Origin of the sequence: Streptomyces coeruleofuscus (assembly GCF_039532725.1) — a bacterium.
GTDB classification, from domain to species: domain Bacteria; phylum Actinomycetota; class Actinomycetes; order Streptomycetales; family Streptomycetaceae; genus Streptomyces; species Streptomyces coeruleofuscus.
This window is the reverse complement of record NZ_BAAASE010000009.1, coordinates 45,010-66,140: the sequence shown is the minus strand read 5'-3', so window position 1 is coordinate 66,140 and position 21,131 is coordinate 45,010. Positions and strand designations below refer to the sequence as shown.

21 protein-coding genes and 3 pseudogenes are annotated in these 21,131 nt (G+C 69.3%); 13 read left to right on the top strand and 11 right to left on the bottom strand.

Features of this window, described 5'->3' with window-relative positions:
* Positions 1-35 precede the first annotated feature (35 nt).
* Both ABFX81_RS31160 and ABFX81_RS31155 read right to left on the bottom strand, forming a co-directional pair.
* On the bottom strand, positions 36-1,313 hold the full coding sequence (locus ABFX81_RS31160; RefSeq protein ID WP_086850302.1) for an MFS transporter: 1,278 nt from the start codon (positions 1,311-1,313) through the stop codon (positions 36-38).
* A 116-nt stretch (positions 1,314-1,429) separates the two neighbouring features.
* On the bottom strand, positions 1,430-2,374 hold the full coding sequence (locus ABFX81_RS31155) for a LysR family transcriptional regulator (RefSeq protein ID WP_086850301.1): 945 nt from the start codon (positions 2,372-2,374) through the stop codon (positions 1,430-1,432).
* Between the two features lie 132 nt (positions 2,375-2,506).
* Here ABFX81_RS31155 and ABFX81_RS31150 point away from each other — a divergent pair, with 132 nt between their 5' ends.
* The 8 genes and pseudogenes from ABFX81_RS31150 to ABFX81_RS31115 form a co-directional block, all read left to right on the top strand.
* Positions 2,507-3,505 (top strand): fumarylacetoacetate hydrolase family protein, encoded by a 999-nt coding sequence (locus ABFX81_RS31150; RefSeq protein ID WP_428837226.1) that lies wholly within the window; start codon positions 2,507-2,509, stop codon positions 3,503-3,505.
* Complete coding sequence (locus tag ABFX81_RS31145; protein WP_086850300.1) at positions 3,502-4,479, top strand: cyclase family protein; 978 nt, start codon at positions 3,502-3,504, stop codon at positions 4,477-4,479. Before ABFX81_RS31150 ends, ABFX81_RS31145 begins: the two co-directional genes overlap by 4 nt.
* A 103-nt stretch (positions 4,480-4,582) precedes the next feature.
* A complete protein-coding gene (locus ABFX81_RS31140) occupies positions 4,583-5,731 on the top strand; it encodes an FAD-dependent monooxygenase (protein ID WP_086850299.1) in 1,149 nt (382 codons plus the stop codon).
* Between the two features lie 50 nt (positions 5,732-5,781).
* Complete coding sequence (locus tag ABFX81_RS31135; protein WP_346139052.1) at positions 5,782-6,789, top strand: amidohydrolase family protein; 1,008 nt, start codon at positions 5,782-5,784, stop codon at positions 6,787-6,789.
* Between the two features lie 11 nt (positions 6,790-6,800).
* Positions 6,801-7,751: a VOC family protein gene (locus ABFX81_RS31130; RefSeq protein WP_086850298.1), complete on the top strand. Its 951-nt coding sequence runs from the start codon at positions 6,801-6,803 to the stop codon at positions 7,749-7,751.
* 96 nt (positions 7,752-7,847) lie between these two features.
* A pseudogene (locus ABFX81_RS31125) lies at positions 7,848-8,815 on the top strand (fumarylacetoacetate hydrolase family protein).
* Positions 8,816-8,826: 11 nt separating this feature from the next.
* Positions 8,827-9,564 carry an SDR family NAD(P)-dependent oxidoreductase gene (locus ABFX81_RS31120; protein ID WP_428837235.1) on the top strand — a complete coding sequence of 246 codons (738 nt, stop codon included), beginning with the start codon at positions 8,827-8,829 and terminating at the stop codon, positions 9,562-9,564.
* 35 nt (positions 9,565-9,599) lie between these two features.
* Positions 9,600-9,777, top strand: a pseudogene (locus ABFX81_RS31115) (CoA-transferase); the annotation flags it as partial.
* 76 nt (positions 9,778-9,853) lie between these two features.
* Here ABFX81_RS31115 and ABFX81_RS42270 read toward each other — a convergent pair.
* A complete protein-coding gene (locus ABFX81_RS42270; protein WP_428837234.1) occupies positions 9,854-10,012 on the bottom strand; it encodes a hypothetical protein in 159 nt (52 codons plus the stop codon).
* A 227-nt stretch (positions 10,013-10,239) separates the two neighbouring features.
* Positions 10,240-10,701: a hypothetical protein gene (locus ABFX81_RS31105; RefSeq protein ID WP_346138978.1), complete on the bottom strand. Its 462-nt coding sequence runs from the start codon at positions 10,699-10,701 to the stop codon at positions 10,240-10,242.
* A gap of 709 nt (positions 10,702-11,410) precedes the next feature.
* Between ABFX81_RS31105 and ABFX81_RS31100 the strand changes: the two genes are divergently transcribed.
* Positions 11,411-11,794, top strand: a complete 384-nt coding sequence (locus tag ABFX81_RS31100; RefSeq protein ID WP_086850295.1) for a hypothetical protein — start codon at positions 11,411-11,413, stop codon at positions 11,792-11,794.
* Between the two features lie 244 nt (positions 11,795-12,038).
* Here the strand turns inward: ABFX81_RS31100 and ABFX81_RS31095 are convergent, their stop codons facing one another.
* The 5 genes from ABFX81_RS31095 to ABFX81_RS31080 all read right to left on the bottom strand — a co-directional run bounded on the left by ABFX81_RS31095 (position 12,039) and on the right by ABFX81_RS31080 (position 15,943).
* Positions 12,039-12,656 (bottom strand): GNAT family N-acetyltransferase, encoded by a 618-nt coding sequence (locus ABFX81_RS31095; RefSeq protein WP_346138977.1) that lies wholly within the window; start codon positions 12,654-12,656, stop codon positions 12,039-12,041.
* Positions 12,657-13,106: 450 nt separating this feature from the next.
* Positions 13,107-13,490 carry an ATP-dependent DNA ligase gene (locus ABFX81_RS31090; RefSeq protein ID WP_346138976.1) on the bottom strand — a complete coding sequence of 128 codons (384 nt, stop codon included), beginning with the start codon at positions 13,488-13,490 and terminating at the stop codon, positions 13,107-13,109.
* Positions 13,487-13,852, bottom strand: coding sequence for a DUF6207 family protein (locus tag ABFX81_RS42265; protein WP_428837225.1), 366 nt, complete (start codon positions 13,850-13,852; stop codon positions 13,487-13,489). Before ABFX81_RS42265 ends, ABFX81_RS31090 begins: the two co-directional genes overlap by 4 nt.
* Positions 13,765-14,883 carry a fatty acid desaturase gene (locus ABFX81_RS31085; RefSeq protein WP_086850294.1) on the bottom strand — a complete coding sequence of 373 codons (1,119 nt, stop codon included), beginning with the start codon at positions 14,881-14,883 and terminating at the stop codon, positions 13,765-13,767. Before ABFX81_RS31085 ends, ABFX81_RS42265 begins: the two co-directional genes overlap by 88 nt.
* A 7-nt stretch (positions 14,884-14,890) precedes the next feature.
* Positions 14,891-15,943 (bottom strand): FAD-binding oxidoreductase, encoded by a 1,053-nt coding sequence (locus ABFX81_RS31080; RefSeq protein ID WP_086850293.1) that lies wholly within the window; start codon positions 15,941-15,943, stop codon positions 14,891-14,893.
* A gap of 86 nt (positions 15,944-16,029) precedes the next feature.
* Between ABFX81_RS31080 and ABFX81_RS31075 the strand changes: the two genes are divergently transcribed.
* Together ABFX81_RS31075 and ABFX81_RS31070 are read left to right on the top strand one after the other, a co-directional pair.
* Positions 16,030-17,169: a PucR-like N-terminal domain-containing protein gene (locus ABFX81_RS31075; RefSeq protein WP_086850292.1), complete on the top strand. Its 1,140-nt coding sequence runs from the start codon at positions 16,030-16,032 to the stop codon at positions 17,167-17,169.
* Between the two features lie 95 nt (positions 17,170-17,264).
* A pseudogene (locus ABFX81_RS31070) lies at positions 17,265-17,528 on the top strand (HNH endonuclease); the annotation flags it as partial.
* Positions 17,529-17,910: 382 nt separating this feature from the next.
* Here ABFX81_RS31070 and ABFX81_RS42260 read toward each other — a convergent pair.
* Positions 17,911-18,645, bottom strand: coding sequence for a GbsR/MarR family transcriptional regulator (locus ABFX81_RS42260; RefSeq protein ID WP_428837224.1), 735 nt, complete (start codon positions 18,643-18,645; stop codon positions 17,911-17,913).
* 223 nt (positions 18,646-18,868) lie between these two features.
* Here ABFX81_RS42260 and ABFX81_RS31055 point away from each other — a divergent pair, with 223 nt between their 5' ends.
* Positions 18,869-19,540, top strand: a complete 672-nt coding sequence (locus tag ABFX81_RS31055) for a DUF4097 family beta strand repeat-containing protein (protein ID WP_086847166.1) — start codon at positions 18,869-18,871, stop codon at positions 19,538-19,540.
* Positions 19,541-19,609: 69 nt separating this feature from the next.
* On the top strand, positions 19,610-20,743 hold the full coding sequence (locus tag ABFX81_RS31050) for a serine hydrolase (protein ID WP_086847158.1): 1,134 nt from the start codon (positions 19,610-19,612) through the stop codon (positions 20,741-20,743).
* A 44-nt stretch (positions 20,744-20,787) separates the two neighbouring features.
* On the opposite strand, the gene ABFX81_RS31045 is transcribed toward ABFX81_RS31050, so the two are convergent.
* Complete coding sequence (locus ABFX81_RS31045; RefSeq protein WP_086847156.1) at positions 20,788-20,997, bottom strand: hypothetical protein; 210 nt, start codon at positions 20,995-20,997, stop codon at positions 20,788-20,790.
* Positions 20,998-21,131 lie beyond the last annotated feature (134 nt).

Here is a 21,131-nt window from a genome sequence, read left to right as displayed (position 1 = left end):
GGGCACCGCGCCGGCTGGGTCGCGGCGGCTTCCTGCTACTGGGGCAACGGTGCGACTGCCGCGACCCTGCGCCGGGCGGTCAGGAAGAGGCCTGCCGCGACGACGGCCGAGGCCAGGCCGAGCAGGCCGACGGCGGCGGCCAGGGTGCCGAGGGCGGACTCGGCCGCGATCAGCACCAGGGGGCAGATGAACTGGCCGATGAAGAAGGACGCGGTCCACAGGCCGGTGCCACGGCCGCGGTCGGCGAAGTCCAGCCTGGACATGGCGATGGTGAGCAGGGAAGGCAGCAGGAGACCGGTGCCGAGGCAGTTGAGTACGGCGCCGACGATCAGCAGCGGCGCGCTGTCCGCGAGCCACATCACCGCGAACCCGGCCGCGCACAGGGCGAAGACGAGTGGCAGCCGGGGACCCGGTGCCCCGCGCAGCTTGGCGAAGGCGATCGCGCCGGCCACGGTGGCAGCGCTGGCGATGGCTGTGGCCGGCCCGATCACGCTGGTCGCCGTCACGCCGAGGTCGTCCAGCAGGTAGGACATCTCCACCGGGACGGTGTAGAACACGAGGGCCCCGAACACGGTGAGTCCGCAGATCCCGGCCAACTGCCGGAAGGGGAACGAGCGCTTCGGGGCGCCCGCGGTGTCCGTGCTCTCCCCGTCCTCGGCGGCGGCACCGGTGGCCGCTGTCGGCTTCGGCAGCCCGATGGCCATGAGCGGGGCGATGAGCAGGCTGACGGCGTAGATCCAGAACGGGGTCCGCCAGCCGGCCGAGCCCGCGGCACCGCCGATGACGAAGAACGCGGTCGCGGAGGCGGAGGCGCACATGGTCTGGAGGGCGAGGTAGCGGTCCCGTACCCGACCGCTGTAGTAGTCGCCGATCAGCGTGGTGCAGCAGGTCATGATGGCGGCCTCGGCGACACCGACCAGGGCACGGCTGGCCACGATGGCGCCCAGCGACTCCAGCCACAGCGGGGCGGTGCCGAAGATCGCGTACAGCACGGTCGCGGCGATCAGCAGGCGCTTGCGGCCGAGCCGGTCGACGATGACGCCCGCGAAGGGTGCCAGCAGGCCCAGCGCCAGTGCCGGGACGGTGAGGGTCATCGGGACCAGGGCGGCTGCGCCGGGCACGTCGGCGAAGTGGTCCTGCATCTTGGGCAGCACGGGGGCGATCAGGACGGCCCCGAGGATCGGCAGACAGCTGCCTGCCATGAGGAGAGCGACGCGCAGCCGGTGCGCGGCACCGGACGTCGGAAGGATCGCACCGGACGGCGGCACTGGTTCCGCGTAAGCGGGCGGGGGCGGAGGCACGGAAGCGGGCATGCGGGAACTCCATGTGGCGAGGGGGAGGGACGACACGCCATCGGGAGACAGAGACCCCGAGGAGAGGAGCGTGCGGAGGATCTGGCGCTCACTATGAGTGAGCGGCCCAGCCCTGCCTAGCCTCTGTCCGATCGATCTCCCGGATTGCGATCATCCTTGCCGTGGATGGTCTCGGCGACACGGGCCGCTGTCTCCCGCAGCCAGATGTGTGCCGCATCGTGCGTGTGCACCGGGTGCCACCACAGGGCTTCCCGGAGCGGCACGGCGTCGTAGGGCGGGTCCACGACCCGTACGGGGACGAGTCCGTCCAGCCGGTCGGCGAGACGCCCCTGGATCAGGGCGACCCGGCGGGTGCCCGCGACCAGGAGGGGCATCAACTGGAAGCTGTCGACGGAGACTTCGACGCGCGGCTCGATGCCGAGCATGGCGATCTGACGGGCGGCGGGTGCATCGTATGTGCGCTGGTACGTCACCCACGGCAGCCGGGCCAGGTCGTCGAGGGTGAGCTGCTCGCCGACCTCTGTGTTGTCGTCGGCGACGAGATAGACCCAGCGGTCCCGGTAGAGCTCCACGGCGGGAAAGTCGCCGATGATGCCGTGCGGCAGCAGCAGCCCGTCGGCGGTGCTGAGCAGCGCCCCGGTGTTCTCGGTGATGTCCGTGGGGGGCTGCTTGAAGCGCAGTCTGATCCCCGGCGCCTCGGTGTGGACGATACGGGCGAGTTCGGCACCGAAGACGGCCACCGCGTAGTCGGAGGCGAGCAGGGTGAACTCGTGCTCCTCATGGGCGGGGTCGAACACCGCCTGGCTGGTGAAGACGCGTTCCAGCAGGTCGCAGGCGGTGACGGTGCGGTCGAGGAGGGCCAGGCCGAGGGCGGTCAGTTCGTAGCGTCCGCCGACCCTGGAGAGCAGGTCGTCGTCGAAGTGGCGGCGCAGCCGGGCCAGGGCGGCGCTCATGGCGGGCTGGCTGAGCCCGATGCGCCGGCCGGCCTTGGTGACGTTGCGCTCCTCCAGGAGGGCACGCAGGGCGACGACGAGGTTGAGATCCAGGCTGGCCAGGTTCACGCGAAATCCCTGTACGGAGTAGAAGACAGTCCTGACTATTCGCTGCGTGGATGCCTGGCATCCAGAGAATCGATTTCCCTGATCGCAGAGTACGGGCCAGATTGGTGGCACCGCAATCGGGAGGACATCTCCGTGAAATCCGCAGCCACGTCGACGCCCCTCTTCGCAGGCCCCTTGGCCATCGGCACTCTCTCCGCTCCGGGCGGGGCCGCGTTCCCCGGCCTCGTGGTGCCGGACGGCCGCGTGCTCAACCTGCGTACGGCACTGGACGAACCCGCGCTGACCGCCCTCGCTCTCCTGGAGCGCTGGGACGAGGAACTGCCTCGCCTGCGCGGCCTCGCGGATGAGCCGGCCGGTGACTGGCTGCCGCTGGACGACCTGTTCGTGCACGCGCCCGTCGAGCCCCGCCAGATCTTCCAGTCCGGCGCCAACTACCGGCAGCACGTGATCGACCTGGAGGTCGCGCACCGCGCCCCCGACGACCCGCGCACCGTCGAGGAGGCCCGTGCCGAGATCGCGGCGATCATGGACAGGCGGGCCGCCGAGGACCTCCCGTACGTCTTCATCGGCCTGCCGACCACGATCACCGGCCCCTACGACGACGTCGTACTGCCCTCCTGGGCCAAGAAGCCCGACTGGGAGCTGGAGCTGGCCGCGGTGATCTCCCGCCCCGCCCACCGGGTCGCGGTGGAAGAGGCCCTGGAGTACGTCGCGGGCTACACCATCGCCAACGACCTCACCGACCGGGCCACCGTCTTCCGCCGGGACATGCCCGCCATCGGCACCGACTGGCTGCGCTGCAAGAACGCTCCCGGCTTCACCCCGCTCGGCCCCTGGATCGTCCCGGCCGGGTCCGTCGCCGACCCGTCCGACCTGCGGGTCACCCTGAAGCTCAACGGAGAGACGATGCAGGACGAGTCCACCAAGGACATGATCTTCGGTGTGGCCCGGATGGTCTCGTACATTTCCCAGACCGCCCAACTCCTCCCCGGCGACCTGGTGTTGACCGGCAGCCCGGCCGGGAACGGCATGCACTGGGGTCGGCTGCTGCGCGACGGCGACGTGATGGACGGATCCGTCACGGGGCTCGGTGCCCAGCGCACCCGCTGCGTCGCTCAGGAGGCGTCGTGATCGACCGCACCACGGTGCCTGACGCGAAAGACGCCGAGGGCGCGATCGCCGAGGCCGCCAAGAGGTACTCGAACTGGGGCCGTTGGGGCGAGGACGACGTCCTCGGCACGCTCAACTTCCTGGACGCCGAGAAGCGCCGCGAGGGCGCGGCCCTCGTCCGCGACGGCGTCAGCTTCTCGCTCTCCCAGCGTTTCGACATGAACGGCCCGCAGAAGGGCTGGCGGCGGCGTACGAATCCGGTGCACACCATGCTCGACACCGGCACCGACGCCGCCCTGGGCAACCAGGGCTTCCCGCACGGCCTCGGCGGTGCCGACGACGTGATCGCGATGCCGCTGCAGTGCTCCACCCAGTGGGACGGCCTCGGCCACATCTTCGACCATGGCAAGGCATGGAACGGGCGGGCCGCCGAGAAGGTCGTCACCTCCGACGGTGACCTCGTCACCGGCATCGAGCACATGGCGCCGTACGTGGCCGGGCGGGGCGTCCTCCTCGATGTCGGCCTGGTCGTCGGCCACAACGGCGAACTGCCCGACGGCTTCGCCATCACCGAGGAGCACCTGACCGCCAGCGCCGAGGCCCACGGCGTCACCGTCGGCCGCGGCGACCTCGTCCTAGTCCGCACCGGACGGCTGGCCCGCGCCAAGCGCGACGGCTGGGGCGACTACGCGGGCGGTCCCTCGCCCGGGCTGAGTTTCACCACCGTCGGCTGGCTGCACGGCAGCGAGATCGCCGGGATCGCCACCGACACCTGGGGTTTCGAGGTCCGGCCCAACGAGTTCGACTACGCCTTCCAGCCGCTGCACCAGGTCGCCATCCCCAACATGGGCCTGCTCATAGGCGAGATGTGGGACCTCGACGCCTTGGCCGAGCACTGCGCGGCCGACGGGCGGTACGAGTTCTGGCTCACCGCCGCTCCGCTGCCCATCACCGGAGCCGTCGGCTCCCCCGTGAACCCGATCGCCGTCAAGTAACGCCCCGGACCGGCCGAGTGGGCCGCCCCGAAGCCACACCCATCCGGCTCGCACCACCACTCCTGCCGCTCGAAGTCGCGCGGCCCCACCGCAGGGAGACCCGATGACCGACCCCCGACCCCGCACCGTCCTCGTCATCGGCGGCGGCGCCTCCGGCAACGCCGTGACCGTGCTGCTGCGGCGAGCGGGCATCACCGTGGACCTGATCGAGGCCAAGCCCGACTGGAACGTCCTCGGCTCCGGCATCACCCTCCAGGGCAACGCGCTGCGCGTGCTGCGCGAGCTGGGCGTGTGGGACAAGGTCCAGGAGAGCGGCTATGCCTTCGACTCCGTGGGCCTGGCCACGCCCGACGGCCACGTGTTCCACGTCCAGCAGGACATCCGTACCGGCGGCGAGGACCTGCCCGCGACCATCGGCATGCAACGGCCACGGCTCCAGGAGATCCTATGCGAGGCGGTAAGGGCGAGCGGTGCGACGGTCCGCCTCAGCACCACCGCCGACGAGCTGATCCAGGACGGGGCCGGCGTCACCGCCCGCTTCAGCGACGGCACCGAGGGCCGCTACGACCTCGTCATCGCCGCCGACGGCCTCAACTCCCTGACCCGCGCGATGATCGGCATCAGTGAGAAGCCCGAGCCGACCGGCATGGCCATCTGGCGCGTCGCGGCACCCCGCCCGGCGGACGTGGAGCGCACGGACCTGGCCTTCGGCGGGCCCTGCTACATCGCCGGCTACTGCCCCACCAGCGCGAACACCCTCTACGCCTATCTCGTCGAGGCCAACCGCGACCGCGCCTCCATCGACCCGGCCTCGTACGCGGACGAGATGCGGAGGCTGGCAGCCCCGTACGGCGGCGCCTGGCCCGAGATCGCCGCGAGCATCACCGACCCGGCCAAGGTCAACTACACCTGGTTCGACCGGCTGCTCGTCGAGGGTTCCTGGCACCGTGGCCGGGTCGTGCTGGTCGGCGACGCCGCCCATGCCTGCCCGCCCACCCTCGCGCAGGGCGCGGCCATGTCGCTGGAGGACGCCTCCGTACTGGCCGAACTGCTGAGCGCGGAGGAGTCGTGGGATTCCCCCGACTCCCTCGACGACCTGCTGACCCGCTACCACGAGCGCCGCATCGACCGTGTCCGCATGGTCGTCGAGGCCTCGGTGCAGCTCGGCCAGTGGCAGCTGGACGGCGCCCGTGACGCCGACGTGCCCGGCCTGATCGGCCGCACGATGTCCGCCCTGAAGGAGACCCCGTGACGACCCCGGACACCCCGGACACCCCAGATATCCAGGACGACCTGGCCACCCTGGGCGCCCCGGCAACCCCCACCATCGACGTCCACGCGCACGTCCTGCTTCCGCAGGTCGAGGAGGCCGTCGCCGGACACCCCGGGCTGGCCGCCGCCCGCAGTCTCGACGCCCGCCGCAACGGCCCCGAGGCGCTCGCCGTCAGCGGCCCGATGGTCCGCGACCGCATCCCTCGACTGACCGACGTCAAGGCCCGGCTCACCGCGATGGACGCCTCCGGCGTCGACGTCCAACTGGTCTCGCCGTCCCCGTCGCACTACCACTACTGGGCCGACGAGGACCTGGCCCGCACGGTATGGGAGCTGGCCAACTCCGGCACCGCCGCGCACGTCGCCCAGGCCCCCGAACGGCTTCTCGGCTTCGGTCTGGTGCCGCTCCAGCATCCGGCGCTGGCCGTGGAGGCGCTGGATCACGCCCTCGCGCAGGGGCTGCGGGGCGTGGAGATCTCCTCGCACGCGCCCGGCCTGGAGTTGTCGGACCCGGCGTACGCACCCTTCTGGACGCGCGCCGAGGAAACCGGGGCGGTGCTCTTCCTGCACCCCTTCGGCTGCACGCTCGACGAGCGCCTGGACCGCTGGTACCTGTCCAACACGGTCGGCCAGCCCACCGAGAACGCCGTCGCGCTCTCCCACCTCATCTTCTCCGGCGTGCTGGACCGCCACCCCGGCCTGAAGGTGATCGCCGCGCACGGCGGCGGCTACCTGCCCACCCACATCGGCCGCTCCGACCACGCCTGGCGGACCAGACCGGACACGCGGGGCTGCGCGTGCGAGCCGAGCAGCTACCTCAAGCGGCTGTACTTCGACTCGCTCGTCCACGACCCGCACGTCCTGCGCGAACTGATCCGGGTGGCCGGCCCCGACCGGGTCCTGCTCGGCTCGGACTTCCCCTTCGACATGGGCACCGAGGACCCGGTCGGCGCGCTGCGCGCCGCCACGGACCTGCCCGACCCCCACTTCCACGCCGTACGCGGCGGCAACGCGGCAGCGCTGCTGCGCCTCTCCTGAGGAGCCCCGACATGACCAACGACCTGCCCAACCGCCTGCTCACCCACCTGCGGCACGTCGACCTCGCCGTGCCCGACTACGACAAGCAGCTCGACTTCTACGCCGGAGTCTGGGGCCTGACCAAGGTCGCCGAGGACTCGGGCATCTCCTTCCTGGCCGCCGAGGGCAGCCCCGAGCAGTACGTCGTACGGCTCCGCAAGGCCGAGGAGAAGCGGCTCGACCTCGTGTCCTACGGCGCCGCGTCGGCCACCGACGTGGACACGCTCGCCGAGCAACTCCTCGCGGACGGCGTGCGGTTGATCTCGCAGCCGGGCAAGGTCGACACCCCCGGCGGGGGCTACGGCTTCCGCTTCTTCGACGTCGACGGCCGCACCATCGAGGTCTCGGCGGAGGTCGAGGCCCGGCGGCACCGGCGTATCGAGGAGAAGGAGGCCATCCCGGTCCGCCTCTCGCACGTCGTCCTCAATTCCCCCGATCTGGACGCCACCCGCGCCTGGTACGAGCGCCACCTCGGCTTCCGGCTGTCCGACACGCTCAGCTCCCCGCACATGGGCGAGGTCATGCACTTCATGCGGATCAGCAACCAGCACCACTCGATGGCCCTCGCCAAGGGCCCGCACACCTCCCTGCACCACGTCTCGTTCGAGATGCGCGGCCTGGACGAGTACATGCGCGGCTCGGGGCGCGTGATGCGCTCCGGTGCCCGCAAGATCTGGGGCCCGGGCCGGCACATGGCGGGCGACAACACCTTCACGTACTTCCTCGACCCGCACGGCAACACCGTCGAGTACACAACGGAGTTGGAGGAGCTCGACGAGGACACCTGGCATCCGCACGTCTACGACTTCTCCCGGCCGGAGGTCACCGACCAGTGGGGCACGGCGAACCCGATGAACGAACTGGTCGCCAAGGAGTCCTTCAACGACGTCGACCGCGGTGTCTTCGTCGCCCCGCCGGTCTGATCCCCTTCGGCTCCGGGGGCGCGGAACGATCCCTGCCCTGACTCCAACCGCGCCCCCGTCCACTCCCACACCAGGCCCCCGCACCTCAGGAATGCCATGCGCTTCGCCACGTACGAACACCACGGCCGCCGCAGCGTCGCCACCGTCGAAAACGACGGCACCCTCCACCCCTTCGCCGGCAGCGCCTCGCTGCTAGACCTGCTCCGGGCGGGCCCCGCAGCCCTGCGCGAGGCGGGCAACGCCACACCGGACGCGCCGGGCGGCCCGCATGTCTCTCAGGTGCGGCTGCTGCCGCCTCTCCAGCCGCCGTCCGTACGGGACTTCGTCACCTTCGAGGAACACGTCGAGGGCGTACGACGCAGCATCGACAACACGGCCGGGGTCCCCGATGCCTGGTACGACGCGCCGACCTTCTACTTCACCAATCCGTACGCCGTCATCGGCGCGCACGACGACGTGCCCGTGCCGCCCGGCTCCTCGGTCCTGGACTTCGAACTCGAAGTCGCCGCCGTCATCGGCCGCGAGGGCCGCGACCTGACACCCGAGCGGGCCCGCGACCACATCATCGGCTACACGATCTTCAACGACTGGTCCGCCCGCGACCTGCAATCCGCGGAGATGAAGGTGGGGTTGGGCCCCTGCAAGGGCAAGGACACCGCCGCCACCCTCGGCCCGTACCTGGTCACCGCCGACGAGCTGGAGCCGTACCGGGACACGGACGGTTTCCTGCAACTGGCGCTGACCGCCTCGGTGAACGGCGAGGTGGTCGGCGAGGACCTGCTGTCCAACATGAGCTGGACCTTCGAGGAGATGGCCGCCTACGCCTCGCGCGGCACATACGTCCGTCCCGGCGATGTGCTCGGCTCCGGCACCTGCGGCAACGGCGGCTGCCTGGCCGAGCTGTGGGGCGTACGCGGCCGCCAGGATCCGCCACCGCTGAAGCCCGGCGACACCGTCACCCTCACCGTCGAGGGAATCGGCACCGTCTCCAACACCGTCGTGCCCGGCGCTGGACCGGGGTACCGGTTCCCCGGGCCCGCAAGCGCCCGCGGCTGCGCCCGTGAACGGCGTGGCCGTGAACAGGCTGGACGGCAAGGTCGTGATCGTCACCGGAGCCGCGCGCGGACAGGGCGCGGCCGAGGCCGAGGCGCTGACCCGCGCGGGGGCGGTGGTCGTCGCCACCGATGTGACTCAGGCTCCGGGCTGTCTGCGCCTGGACGTCACCGACGCGAAGGAGTGGGCGGCGCTCGCCGAAGAGCTGCGCTGCCAGTACGGAGAGGTCCACGGCCTGGTCAACAACGCCGGCATCACCTGGCGCGCGCGCCTCCACGAGGTCACTCCCGAGGACTTCGCCCGCGTCCAAGCGGTCAACGTCACCGGCCCGCTCCTTGCCATCCAGCACCTGACGCCGTTGATGCCGCCGGGTTCGTCGATCGTCAACGTCGGCTCCTCCGCCGGGCTCACCGGGCACTACCCAGTCGCGTACACGGCCAGCAAGTGGGCGCTGCGCGGCCTGTCGAAGGCGGCCTGCGTGGAGCTGGGCCCGCGGGGCATCCGCGTGAACACCGTCCACCCGGGCTTCATCGAGACCGAGATGACCGCCTCGGCCGCGCCCGCCTTCCGCGAGGCGAACATCCGCGAGACGCCGCTGGCCCGCACCGGCACCGTGGACGAGATCACCCCGCTGGTGGTCTTCCTCCTCTCCGACGCCGCCTCCTTCATCACCGGCGCCGAGATCCCCGTCGACGGCGGCTTCACCGCACACGGCGGCGCCAAGTCCATCTCCGACGCCCTCCGGTCGGCTTCCGACTGATCTCCGACTGAAAGGACCCATACGTAAACCCAGACGTGAACAAGGTCAGCGCGAGCGCCGTCGCGGCGGTCGCCGACATCCCCGGGGCGTCGCTGGCAGTCGGCGGCTTCGGCCTCTCCGGCATACCGGCCCCCCCTCATCGACACCCTGCACGCCCAGGGCGCCACCGGCCTGAAGGCCGTCTCCACCAACTGCGGCGTCGACGGCCACGGGCGGCGCTACGAACTGTTCGCCGCGCTCGACCTGCCTGGCGAAGCACCCCGCCGCCGCAGCGAGTTCGACCGCCTCCTCAAAAGCGTCCTCGCCAGCTGTTGCGGGGAATGGGCCGCCCTGGCCTCGTACACCTCGCGCGGGGCAACACCGGGTTGGGGCGTACCACGAGGTCGCACACGTCGGAGAGGCCTGGAGGAGCATCAACGCGCCACCGCCCGCCTGGCCGCAGGCGCACGCCCAGGCGGCAGGTGGAGCCGCGAAATCGTCAATGGCCGCCTCCGTGGAGGCTGAGGAGCGCACGCGGTCCGAGACTTGGAAGCGATCTTCTGCGAGGACTGACCCCATGCGCGTGGGGGACTGCCGGATGAGCTGGCGACCGGCGTGGGTGGGGGACAGATTCCCACTCGTGTGGGGGAGCAAGAGCTGCTGCACATCAGTCCTCTTACGAACCCCAGACGGATCTCAGGCGTTCGGCCAGAACTGTGCGATGTAGCGCTCGACTCCGTGCACCACACCGTACTGGGTCGTCTGCGTAGCTGCCGCCTCACGGCCGGTGCACACCACTCGCACCGTCCAGACGCCCGGTCCGTCCGACAACTCGATCGCTTCTGGCATCGGTCCTGCCGCCATCCCTCTGGCACGCAACTTGCCCGAAGTACAAACGATACTGGCCAGGGCGGCCTCCTCCCACTCTCCGGCCGGTACAGCAGGCTCTCCGCCCCAGATCTCCACCGTTAGGGACGCGGTGTGGGTGTGCCCGGCGCTGTAGAAATCAAGACGGCCAGGGTGAGAGGTAAGGAATGTGCCGCTCTCGAAACCCTCAGGGAACAGCACAGGAACCTGCGAGTCGTCGAAGTCCTGCAGCGCCCACCCGTTGTAGTCCACATTCACCGGATACTCCTGGCGCCTGATCAGGCTGGCCACGCAATCCACCCCTTGTTGTCGTCTCGTGCGATGGAGGCTTCATCATCGTCGATCTTCGGCGGCGAGATCATTGCGAACCTTTGCACGGTTCAAGGCAGCGATGGCTGCACCGCGTGACATGACCCTTGACGTTCCTCGATAGACCATGCAGGCACGGGACCGTCTCGAGGGTGGGGCAGTCAGTTATGCGGTGTGGTGAGGGTCTGAGCGCTGTTCGCCCACGCTGTGTCGAATTGTTGGAGGGCTATGGTGTAGAGGAGACCGGGGGCTCGTGCGTACAGGCAGGGCGAGTTCCTGCCGTGCGCGTTGTCGCTGTAGAAGGTCAGGTAGGCGACTTTGTCGGTGGCTATGACACGGCATGTGTGGGGCAGATTGTAGCTGTGCAGCTGAATGTTGCGTTGCGCGCGAGCGGCCTGGGTGAGGTAGTTGATGTTGGCTCGGACTTGGTCTCTGAGCAGGTCAGGAGTGAAGCAAGGGTCGAAGCGGGCGACGTCGTGGGAGCGGCGGTCCAGCCAGGAGTCCTGCGGTGTGTCCGGGTCGGGGAGCAGGATCTGGACGGATGCAGGGGAGAGGCTGCCGGACCACAGTGGGGCGAAGGCTTCGCGGGTGAGGATGTTGCCGCGTCAACGTGGCGCCAACACCGTCGCCGACACTCTCGGCCGAGCTGCGCCCTTGACCTCAACTTAGGTTTAGATACGACACTTGACGCATGAAGATCGCGAACAGCAGCACCATTCTCTTTCGCAACACCATGCGCATCACCGACGGCCACCTCGACGGCTTCCGACATGCCATCGCGCGGGCGGTGGCATTCACTCAAGAGTACGGCCCCCAGATCATGGTGGAGGTCTTCATCGATGAGGAGCGGATGCTGGCGCATAGCTTTCAGCTCTACCGCGACTCCGACGCAATCCGCGCCCACTGGCGGCTGTCGGACCCGTACATCCGCGAGGTGATGGAGCACTGCACCGTGCAGCACTTCGAGATATTCGGTGAACCGGACCACGACATCGTGGCGGCCCTCAAGACCCCCGACGGTGAATCCTTCCCCTTCGTCATCTCGCCCCGCCTCGCCGGCTTCAACCGACTTTAGGTGCCTGACCAGAGGGTGAATATCCCCCTCAGAGGGACCCGCGAACTGATGTCCGCTTCTGGGTGAGGGTTGGGCAGGTCTGCTGGTCGCGGGGCTTCGGGAGGCTACTGCTTCCTGGTGAAGCTGCCGACGTCGACCTCGGTGAGGATTCCGAGTTTGACGAGGCGTTCCAGCTTGGCGCGGGTGCCTTCGATGTTCTTCGGCACCAGTTCGTGGTCGAGGGCTTCGCAGACATCACGGGCCCTCAGCGGGACGGTGACCTCGTTGAAGACAGCGACGATGCGGGGTAGTCCGGGTGCTCGGGCAGGTCCGGCGGGGCGGCCAGGAGTCGGTCAGCGAGGCCGGTGACAGTCTTCCGGGTGATCGCGAGGTGTTCGAGGTGGGTCTCGGCCTCCCGCAGCCGAGCCTGCAGTTCGGTGATCTGTCCGCGGAGACCGTCGGTTAGGGCGCGGGCGGCGTCCTCCTGGATACCGAGGGCGTCGAGCAGGTGCTGGAGGTTCACGCGGTCACCGATGCCGACGATGAAGTCGACTTCGACGTCGACCTGCGGCAGTTGCAGGGCCAGGCACGACTTGATGTGTTCTGCGGCTTCCTCCGGGAGATCGGACGGTGGCTGGGCAAGCCGGCCGATCATCGCTCCATTGAGATCGATCACGAACAGGCCAGGGCGCCGCCCGGGCACCTCGGGCACCGCGCGTTCGAGCTCATCACGCGGTCGAGGGCCACCGAGGTAGGTGCGCACCTCCGGCGAGGCGAACAGCTCGATGAACGCCGCACGGTCCCGGGCCTCGGACTCGCGGAGCACGAGCCGTTCGGTTCTTATCGGGGCAGGTGGCCAGGCGACGGGTCCTAATCCGGTCATGGCGGGCAACTTATCGCAAGCCCGCGAGAGAGATCCGAAAGAGAAGGCCTCGTCGGGGGAGGCCTTGGGGCTTGTCAGGAGCGTGTGTTGATGTACCGCACGCCCGGGCCTCACTTCTCCATGGCCGGCGCCATGCACACTGACACAGCGGGCAGCCCCCGCGGCCGTATTTGTGGCGTACGGGGCGCGGCAAACGATCCGGTGAGCGCGCCGATCACGGCCTCATTGGTGACCCGCACCTTGTACTTCCGCCACGACCGCACACCCCCGCGATAGGACTCCTCCAGCCGCTTGAAGCACAGTCCCTCCACCCCGGCCGCCTCCACTCCAGCCACTCCCGCGCCACGGCCGGGTCGGTCGTCGACGGGCACAGCACCCACGGCGCCGACAGGCCGCGTTCGGCGAACAGCGTCTCCAACGCCGCACGGCGTCGCGCGTACGGCCAGACAATCAGGTCGCCGCCTCGCTGGACCAGGTCAAAGGCCACGAAGTGCGCCGGCCATTCCCGCGCCGCGTTGCGGCAGCTGCCCCGCGCCGGGCGCGCCGCTCCTGCAGCCGCTCGAAGGCCAGCCTGTCCCGCTCCCACACCACCAACTCGCCATCGATCCCGGTGTCCGCCGGCAGCTGCGCCAGAGCCGCCGCCCGGATCTCGGGGAACGCCGCTGTCATGTCCGTGCCGCGCCGTGAGCGCAGCAACACCCGCCCGTCCGCGTACACGGCGAGCTGAGCACGGTAGCCATCCCATTTCGATTTCGGCTCACCCGCCCACCCCGGCAGCAGCGCAGGGGCGGGCACAGGGGCGGCGAGCATCGGCTCCGGCAGTGTCCGCGTCACAGCCCATGCCTTCCACTCAGCCCGCCCGTCGGCAAACCGAGTGCCTGTACGCCCCGACTACCGGCCCGACCATGCCAGGTCAGCGCACTACAACACCTCGCCGAGGGCTGTGTGCTGAGCTCCAGGCGCACGTCCAGGCAGCTCAGCCGGACACTGAGCTGCCCCGGATCCCGTGTCGTACGGTCCGACGTCGCGGTCGCCCACCGTCCGCAACGGATCTCACGAACCCGGCGGTGCCGCGGTACGGCCGATAGATCTGAACCAATACCGGGAATCAGGCGGCGACGAGCTCCTGCTCGCGGTCCGGCGTGTTGACCTTGGGCTTCTTGTTCGGCAGCGAGAGCCGGAAGACCTTGCGCCACGCGGAGAACACCTGCTTGGGCAGCGGCCCGGTGACGTACTCCAGCTCGTATTTCTCGAACAGCGCGCGCACCTTCACCGCGACCTCGGCGTACCGGTTGCTCGGCAGGTCCGGGAACAGGTGGTGCTCGATCTGGTGCGAGAGGTTGCCGGTCATGAAGTGCATGGCCTTGCTGCCGCTGATGTTCGCCGAGCCCATCATCTGGCGCAGGTACCACTGGCCGCGCGTCTCGCCCTTGATCGACCGGCGCTCGAAGACCTGCACGCCCTCGGGGAAGTGCCCGCACATGATCACCGAGTGTGACCAGATGTTGCGGACCAGGTTCGCGGTGAACGTGGCGGCGAGCGTGGGGAGGAACGACGGGCCCGACAGCAGCGGGTGGATCACGTAGTCCTTGAGCACCTGCTTGCGGATCTTGCGGCCCACGGCCTTGGCCCGCGCGCGGAACTCCGGGTTCTTGCGGCGGCGCTTGTGCAGGTTCTTGCCGAGCTCCAGGTCGTACGCTGCGATGCCGTACTCGAAGAAGCAGGCGTTGATGAAGTTCCACAGCGGCTGGCCGAGGTGGATCGGGTGCCACTTCTGGTCCTCGTCGACGCGCATGATGCCGTAGCCGAGGTCGTTGTCCTTGCCGATCACGTTGGTGTAAGTGTGGTGCAGCTCGTTGTGCGAGTGCTTCCACTGCTCGGACGGCGAGACGTGATCCCACTCCCAGGTGGTGGAGTGGATCTTCGGGTCTCGCATCCAGTCCCACTGGCCGTGCAGGACGTTGTGGCCGATCTCCATGTTGTCCATGATCTTCGCCACGGACAGCCCGGCGGTGCCGAGCAGCCACGCGGGCGGGAAGATCGAGAACAGCAGCACGCCCCTGCTGACCAGCTCGAGCTTGCGCTGCGCCGAGATGACCTTACGGATGTAGGCGGCGTCTTTCTCGCCGCGGTCGGCGATCACCTCGTCGCGGATCGCGTCCAGCTCGCGGCCCAGCTCCTCGATCTGCTCCGCGGTCAGGTGGGCGGTGGGGTCGATGGCGGTCAAGGTGCTCCTACCGTTCGATGTCGCAGGGGCCCGCCGCGGCGGACACGCAGGTCTGGATGAGGACGCCCGGCTCGGCCTCGGTGATCTCGCCGGTGCGCAGGTCGCGGACGGCGCCCGCCTTGAGCGGCGTGACGCAGCCGAAGCAGATGCCCATGCGGCACCCGGAGGGCATGAGCACGCCGGCCTCCTCGCCGACGTCCAGCAACGGCGTGGCGCCGTTCGCGTCGACGGTCTTGCCGGTGGCGCTGAACGTGACCTCGCCGCCCTCGCCGGCGACGACGATGCTGGGCCGGAAGCGTTCGGTGTGCAGGCGCTCTCGGAGGCCGTGCTCGGTCCAGTGCTCTTCGGCGGCGTCGAGCAGGCCCGCGGGCCCGCAGGCCCAGGTCTCGCGCTCGGCCCAGTCGGGCACGAGTTCGTCGAGACGGGTGATGTCGAGCATGCCGTCTGTGTCGGTGTGCACCTCGGTGAGCCGCAGCTTCTTGGCGACCAGGTCGTGCAGTTCGTTGCGGAAGATCACGTCTTGCGGCTGTGGCGCGCAGTGGACCATGACGACGTCGTCGAACTCGATGTCGCGCAGCATGCCCATCACGGGCGTGATGCCGCTGCCGGCCGTCAGGTAGAGCACCTTGGCGGGCTTGGCCTGCGGCAGCACGAAGTCACCGGTCGGCTGGTCGAGCTGGAGCAGCGTGCCCGGTTTCGCCCTGCGGACCAGGTGGTTGCTGACCTTGCCGTCCGGGATCGCCTTCACGGTGATCGTGACGCGGCCGTCCTGGCGGTTCGTCGGCGAGGTGATGGAGTAGGCACGCCACAGGCGCACCCCGTCGACGTCGACCCCGATCCGCACGTACTGACCGGCTGTGTGGCCGCGCCAGCCCCGTCCCGGCCTGATCACGATGGTCGCGGCGTCATTCGTCTCGGGGTGCACGGCCTCGATGCGCCCACGTAGGTCAGCGCCCGCACGCAGCGGGCTGACCAGGTCGAGGTAGTCCGACGGCAGCAGGGGCGTCGTGACCATCTCGAGCAGTTTCCACGCCCTGCTGCGGAGGGCTGCACTCGTCATCAGTCCAGCTTGCTGCGCCTCAAGGCGTAAAGTCCTGACCGCAGGACGTAAATTTGGTCGGCTGAATTGTTCGCAGGGAACAAAACATGAGCCATGCAATCCGGAGGGCCAGCGAACTGGCCCTGGATGAGACGACGGTCACCGCACTTCGGGCCGCGCTGAAGACCACCGCCGACGAGGTCGTCCAGGCGATCATCGACGAGGTCCCTTCCTACGCCAACGCCCTTTCGGGCAGCATGGGCGGCACCATCCGCCGAGCCGTCCGCACCGCCCTGGGGCACTACCTGGACCTCGCGAGCGGGAACGCCACAGGCGGCGACGCCGGTGACGCAGCCTACGAGCTGGGCCGCGGCGAGGTGCGCGACGGCCGTTCGATGGACGCCCTGCTCAGCGCCTACCGCGTCGGCGCCCGCGTGGCCTGGCGATGCCTTGCAGCGGGTGCCGTACCCGCAGGTCTACCCGCCGCCGAGGTCGCCAAGTTCGCCGAGCTGACCTTCGCCTACATCGACGAGCTCTCCGCCGCGAGCGCCGCGGGCCACGCCGACGAACTGGCCGCCCAGGGCAGGGCCCACGAGCGCCACCTGGAACACCTGGCCCGCGACCTCCTCGCCGGCGCGAGCCCGGACGTGCTGCTGGCCTCTGCTCAACGGGCCGGGTGGCAGCCTCCGGTTTCACTGACCGCGGTCCTGCTGCCCGCCGCCCAGGCCCGGCCTGCCTACCGCGCGCTCGACCCGAGCACCCTCGTCCTCGACGATCTGCCGGACGCCACCGGTGTGCTGCTCGTCCCCGATGCGGACCGATCACATCTCTTGCGGCAGCTGACCGACCGCACCGCCGTGGTCGGCCCGGCCCGGCCATGGACTCGCGCGTCCGCCTCGTACGCACGAGCCGTACGCGCGCGCTCCCTCTCCTCTGATATTCGCGACACCGAGAACCACCTGCCCGAGCTGGTGCTGAGCGCCGACGCGGACGCGCTCGCAGACCTGCGTGCCCGAGCCCTCGCACCGTTGCGGACCTTGCCTGTCGCGACCGCACGGCGGCTGGAGGAGACGTTGCGGGAGTGGCTGCTGCACCAGGGCAGGCGGGACGAGGTGGCGGCGGCGTTGTTCGTCCATCCCCAGACAGTCCGGTACCGGATGTCGCAGCTGCGGGAGCTGTTTCCGGATCTCGCATCGCCACACCGGGTCCTCGAACTGACGCTGGCGGTCGGTCTTCGGGTCAGCTGACGAGTAGTGCCTCGTTCTCGATGCCATCAGCTGGCTCATGCGGCCCGGGAAGAGCGGTATGAGCCAGCTGAGACCAGGGTGACCGGGACGCCTAACGCCACTGGAACGCCGGCGCCAACCCGTCCGACGGCTGTAACACGCGCGCCGAAGTCCTGATCTCCGAGGCCGTCGAACCCCCTGCGGTCGGCCCCAACTCCCGTCTGACGGGCGGGAGCCGGTGGTCGTACTACGACCAGGTGTGGGTGACGACAGCCTCAGGCCTGGACATCGACCACATGGTGCCCCTGGCGGAGAGCTGGGACAGGCGCAGTGGCGTGCTCGCCGGCTGGGTGAGCGTGGAACGGAAGTTCGCGGGTAACTGACGTGAGCTGGTCGGGAGCGGCGCAATGCCTGGGGAGGTCGAGCGCCGCTCCCCAAGCGCCCGTCATGACGCCTGCATAGCCAACCGGCGCAAGAGGCGGGGTCCGGCTCAGCTGGGAGGAGGGGACCGGCTGGTCCTACGCCAAGCTCGGCCCCGGCATCTACGACGTGCTCCCCGAAGCCCCTGTCACCCCGCTCCACCGCGTCTTCGCTACCCCGGGCGACGTCGCCGATGGGGCCGGGGCGCTCGTGCGTCACTGGTGCACGCCAGAGGGGGAGTGCGGAGCGGAGTGGGACCAGGCGCACGTGGTACGCAGGGCGTGTGAGGCCTTCCGCTGCCACCGAGCGTGTTGACCTTCACTCGAATATCGCGCCTGTGGCTCAGGTAGCGCTGTCCGAGGTCCCTTCGGGTTTCGTGTGGAGGACCTCGCGGGCCTGGTCCGCGGCGCGGGCGATGTTCTCGGAGATGAAGTCGACGAAGCGGGCGATGTTCTCCAGGCGTGCGGCGGCCGGGGTGTTGGGGCCGAGGATGCTGACGCCCTGCCGGGCGACTTCGCCGAGGTGGGCGGTGGATCGGGCGCTGGCCATCGTGGATTGGTACATGACGTCGTCGTCGACGACGTAGCGTTCGCGGCGGCGTTCGTCGCGTTCCCGGCGGATGAGGCCCTGGCTTTCGAGGAAGGTGACTGCTTTCGAGACGGATGCCGGGCTGATCTGGAGGCGCCCGGCGAGTTCGGAGGCGGTGAGGCTGCCGGCGTCGGTGGTGTAGAGGCTGGCCAGGACCCGGGCCGTCATCTTGGGCAGGCCCGATTGCATGAAGACGGTGGTGAACGTCTCCTCGTACTCGCGTACGGCTTCGGCATCGCGTCCGTGGGCTTGTGGGGGCGTGTTGGGGTCGCGGGGGGCGGCCTTTCTGCGGCGGTGGGCGCGGTGTTCGGTGGCGCGGTGGGCGAGGTCGGCGCGGTAGGCGGTGGGGCCGCCGTTGCGCATGACCTCGCGTGTGATGGTCGAGGTCGGGCGGTCGAGGCGTCTGGCGATCTCCGCGTAGGGGAGGCTGTCGGCCAGTCCCAGCGCGATCTGCTGGCGTTCCTGCTGGGTGAGTCTGCCTCCCGGCATCGAGGTCTCCTTCGTGGTCTGTGGTGTCTGCAGGATAGCGTTCACCCTCGATTCATTGCAACGAACGAGGCGAGGCTTGTTGCGTTGAATTCCAAAGCCATTGCAACGAAATTGCCCCATCTACCTGCAATCATGCAGATCGTGCGCAACGAAACGATTGCCGCATCCAGAAATGCAACGTAGCTTTTCCATCGCCAGAAACAACGAGCCGAAGGAGAGCATGATGCAGAAGTTCGACACCCCCATCCCGATGACCGCTGTCCTCGACATACCCGTCGGCCGCATCCGTTGCATCGCCGCCGACCGAGCCGACACCACAGTCGAGGTCCTCCCCTCGAACGCTTCCAAGAGCCGCGACGTGAAGGCTGCGGAGCAGACCGAGGTCGTATACGGCGACGGCGTCCTGCGGATCAAGGCCCCGGAGGCGAAGAACCAGATCCTCGGCCCTTCCGAATCCATCGAGGTGACGGTCCAACTGCCCGCCGGCTCCCGCGTCGAGGTGAAGGCGGCCCTCGCCGAGTTCCGGGGCGTCGGACAGCTCGGCGACGTCTCCTTCGAGAGCGCGCAGGGCGCGGTCAAGCTCGACGAGGCCGCAAGCGCCCACCTGACCCTGCAGTCCGGCGACCTCTCGGTCGGCCGCCTGGGCGGCCCCGCACAGATCAGCACCCAAAAGGGCGACCTCCGCGTCACCGAGGCCGTGCGCGGCACGGTCACACTGCGCACCGAGCACGGCGAGATCTCGGTCGGCGCCGCCCGCGGAGTCTCCGCCTCCCTGGACGCCAGCACCTCCTACGGCCGGATCCACAACGCGCTCAAGAACACCGACGGCGCCGACGCCGTCCTGAACATCCACGCGACCACCGCCTACGGCGACATCAGCGCCCGCAGCCTCTAACAGCGGCACCCCGCGGCGACTCCGTCCGTGCAGTTGAATCCCACAACAGTTCTCAAGGAGCACACCACCATGTCCAACACTCTTACCGACCAGGACCGCCCGGAGCTGCAGAAGGCCATCGAGGAGATGGTCGAGTCCGGGTTCACCGGGGTGACGATGCGCGTGCACGACGAGCGGGGCGAGTGGGTCGGCAGCGCCGGAGTGCGCAAGCTGGGCGAGACCGCGAAGCCGCCGACGAACGGACACGTCCGGATCGGCAGCAACACCAAGACCTTCACCGCGACCGTGGTGCTGCAACTAGTGGACGAGGGCACGTTAGGGCTGGACGCCCCGGTGGCCGACTACCTTCCCGAGTTCGGGCTGGACACGAAGATCACGGTGCGGATGCTGCTGCAGCACACCAGCGGGGTGTTCAACTTCACTGGTGAGTACTACGACGACGGGACGTTCGCGCCGGGGATCCCCGCCACGACCGCGGGCCAGGAGTGGGTGGACAACCGGTTCAAGACCTACCGGCCGGAAGAGCTGGTACGGCTGGCGTTGTCCAAGCCGGCGCGGTTCGAGCCGGGGACGGACTGGAGTTACTCCAACACCAACTACGTGCTGGCCAGGCTGCTGATCGAGAAGGTCACCGGCCGCTCACTGGCCGAGGAGATGCAGCGGCTGATCCTGGACCCGCTCGGGCTGTCGGGCACGGTGGCGCCGTACACCCGGCAGGAGGTCCCGGAGCCGCATGCCCATGCCTACTACCGGTACGAGGATGAGGACGGCCGGCAGGAGACGGTCGACGTCACCCGCCAGAACCCCTCCTGGATCTCGACCGGCGGAGACATGATCTCGACCACCCAGGACCTCCACACGTTCATCTCCGCACTCATGCGCGGCAAGCTCCTGCCGGCTCCGCTGCTCGCCGAGATGTGCACGCCGCATCCCAAGGCGGGTTACGGCCTGGGGGTGTTCGTGCAGGACGCGGGCGAGAACGGCGGCACCGTCATCACCCACAACGGCGGCATGGCGGGCCACGCGGCGCTGATGTACAGCACGCCCGACGGCAGCAAGACCCTGACCGCCGCGCTGAACTATGTCGACGACGCCGCACTGTCCATGGCAGAGGCGTTCCAGAAGGCGACGCAAAAACTCGTCAAGGAGGTGTTCGGCGGCGGGCACGCCGGGTCGGCTGACGCGGCCGAACCGGCTCGGTAGACAGGGCCGAGCGGCATGGACCCGCACGGGTCAAGTCAACTCGCTCACCCTGGCCGACGCCCGTCGGCATGGACGACCAGATCCACCCGGACCACACGCTGCGGCAGGTCGACGTCGAAGTACCACCGCGACCCAGAAGTAGCCGCCATGAGCGCGAGGGCCGCCCCCGCAGCTCCGGGCACCCAGGCGGCGTACTCCGACAGCGCGTCGGAGTACGCCGCCTGGTTCGTGTGCAGGGCAGCCTCGAGCGCCACCGCAGCCACACATGTCCTGAGGGCGGGAGCGGGCCGGAGGCGGTGCTGCTGGTGGTGTCTGAGCTGTTCGCCAACGGGGTGCGGCACACTTCCTCGAAGTTCTGACGGCCGAATCCCGCAGGAGGTGAGTGCCT

Coding starts and splice junctions, on each gene's coding strand:
- ABFX81_RS31160 (WP_086850302.1), bottom strand. CDS start 1,313: ATGCCCGCTTCCGTGCCTCCGCCCCCGCCCGCTTACGCGGAACCAGTG.
- ABFX81_RS31140 (WP_086850299.1), top strand. CDS start 4,583: ATGACCGACCCCCGACCCCGCACCGTCCTCGTCATCGGCGGCGGCGCC.
- ABFX81_RS31130 (WP_086850298.1), top strand. CDS start 6,801: ATGACCAACGACCTGCCCAACCGCCTGCTCACCCACCTGCGGCACGTC.
- ABFX81_RS31100 (WP_086850295.1), top strand. CDS start 11,411: ATGAAGATCGCGAACAGCAGCACCATTCTCTTTCGCAACACCATGCGC.
- ABFX81_RS31095 (WP_346138977.1), bottom strand. CDS start 12,656: ATGACCGGATTAGGACCCGTCGCCTGGCCACCTGCCCCGATAAGAACC.
- ABFX81_RS31080 (WP_086850293.1), bottom strand. CDS start 15,943: ATGACGAGTGCAGCCCTCCGCAGCAGGGCGTGGAAACTGCTCGAGATG.
- ABFX81_RS31075 (WP_086850292.1), top strand. CDS start 16,030: ATGAGCCATGCAATCCGGAGGGCCAGCGAACTGGCCCTGGATGAGACG.
- ABFX81_RS42260 (WP_428837224.1), bottom strand. CDS start 18,645: ATGCCGGGAGGCAGACTCACCCAGCAGGAACGCCAGCAGATCGCGCTG.
- ABFX81_RS31055 (WP_086847166.1), top strand. CDS start 18,869: ATGCAGAAGTTCGACACCCCCATCCCGATGACCGCTGTCCTCGACATA.
- ABFX81_RS31050 (WP_086847158.1), top strand. CDS start 19,610: ATGTCCAACACTCTTACCGACCAGGACCGCCCGGAGCTGCAGAAGGCC.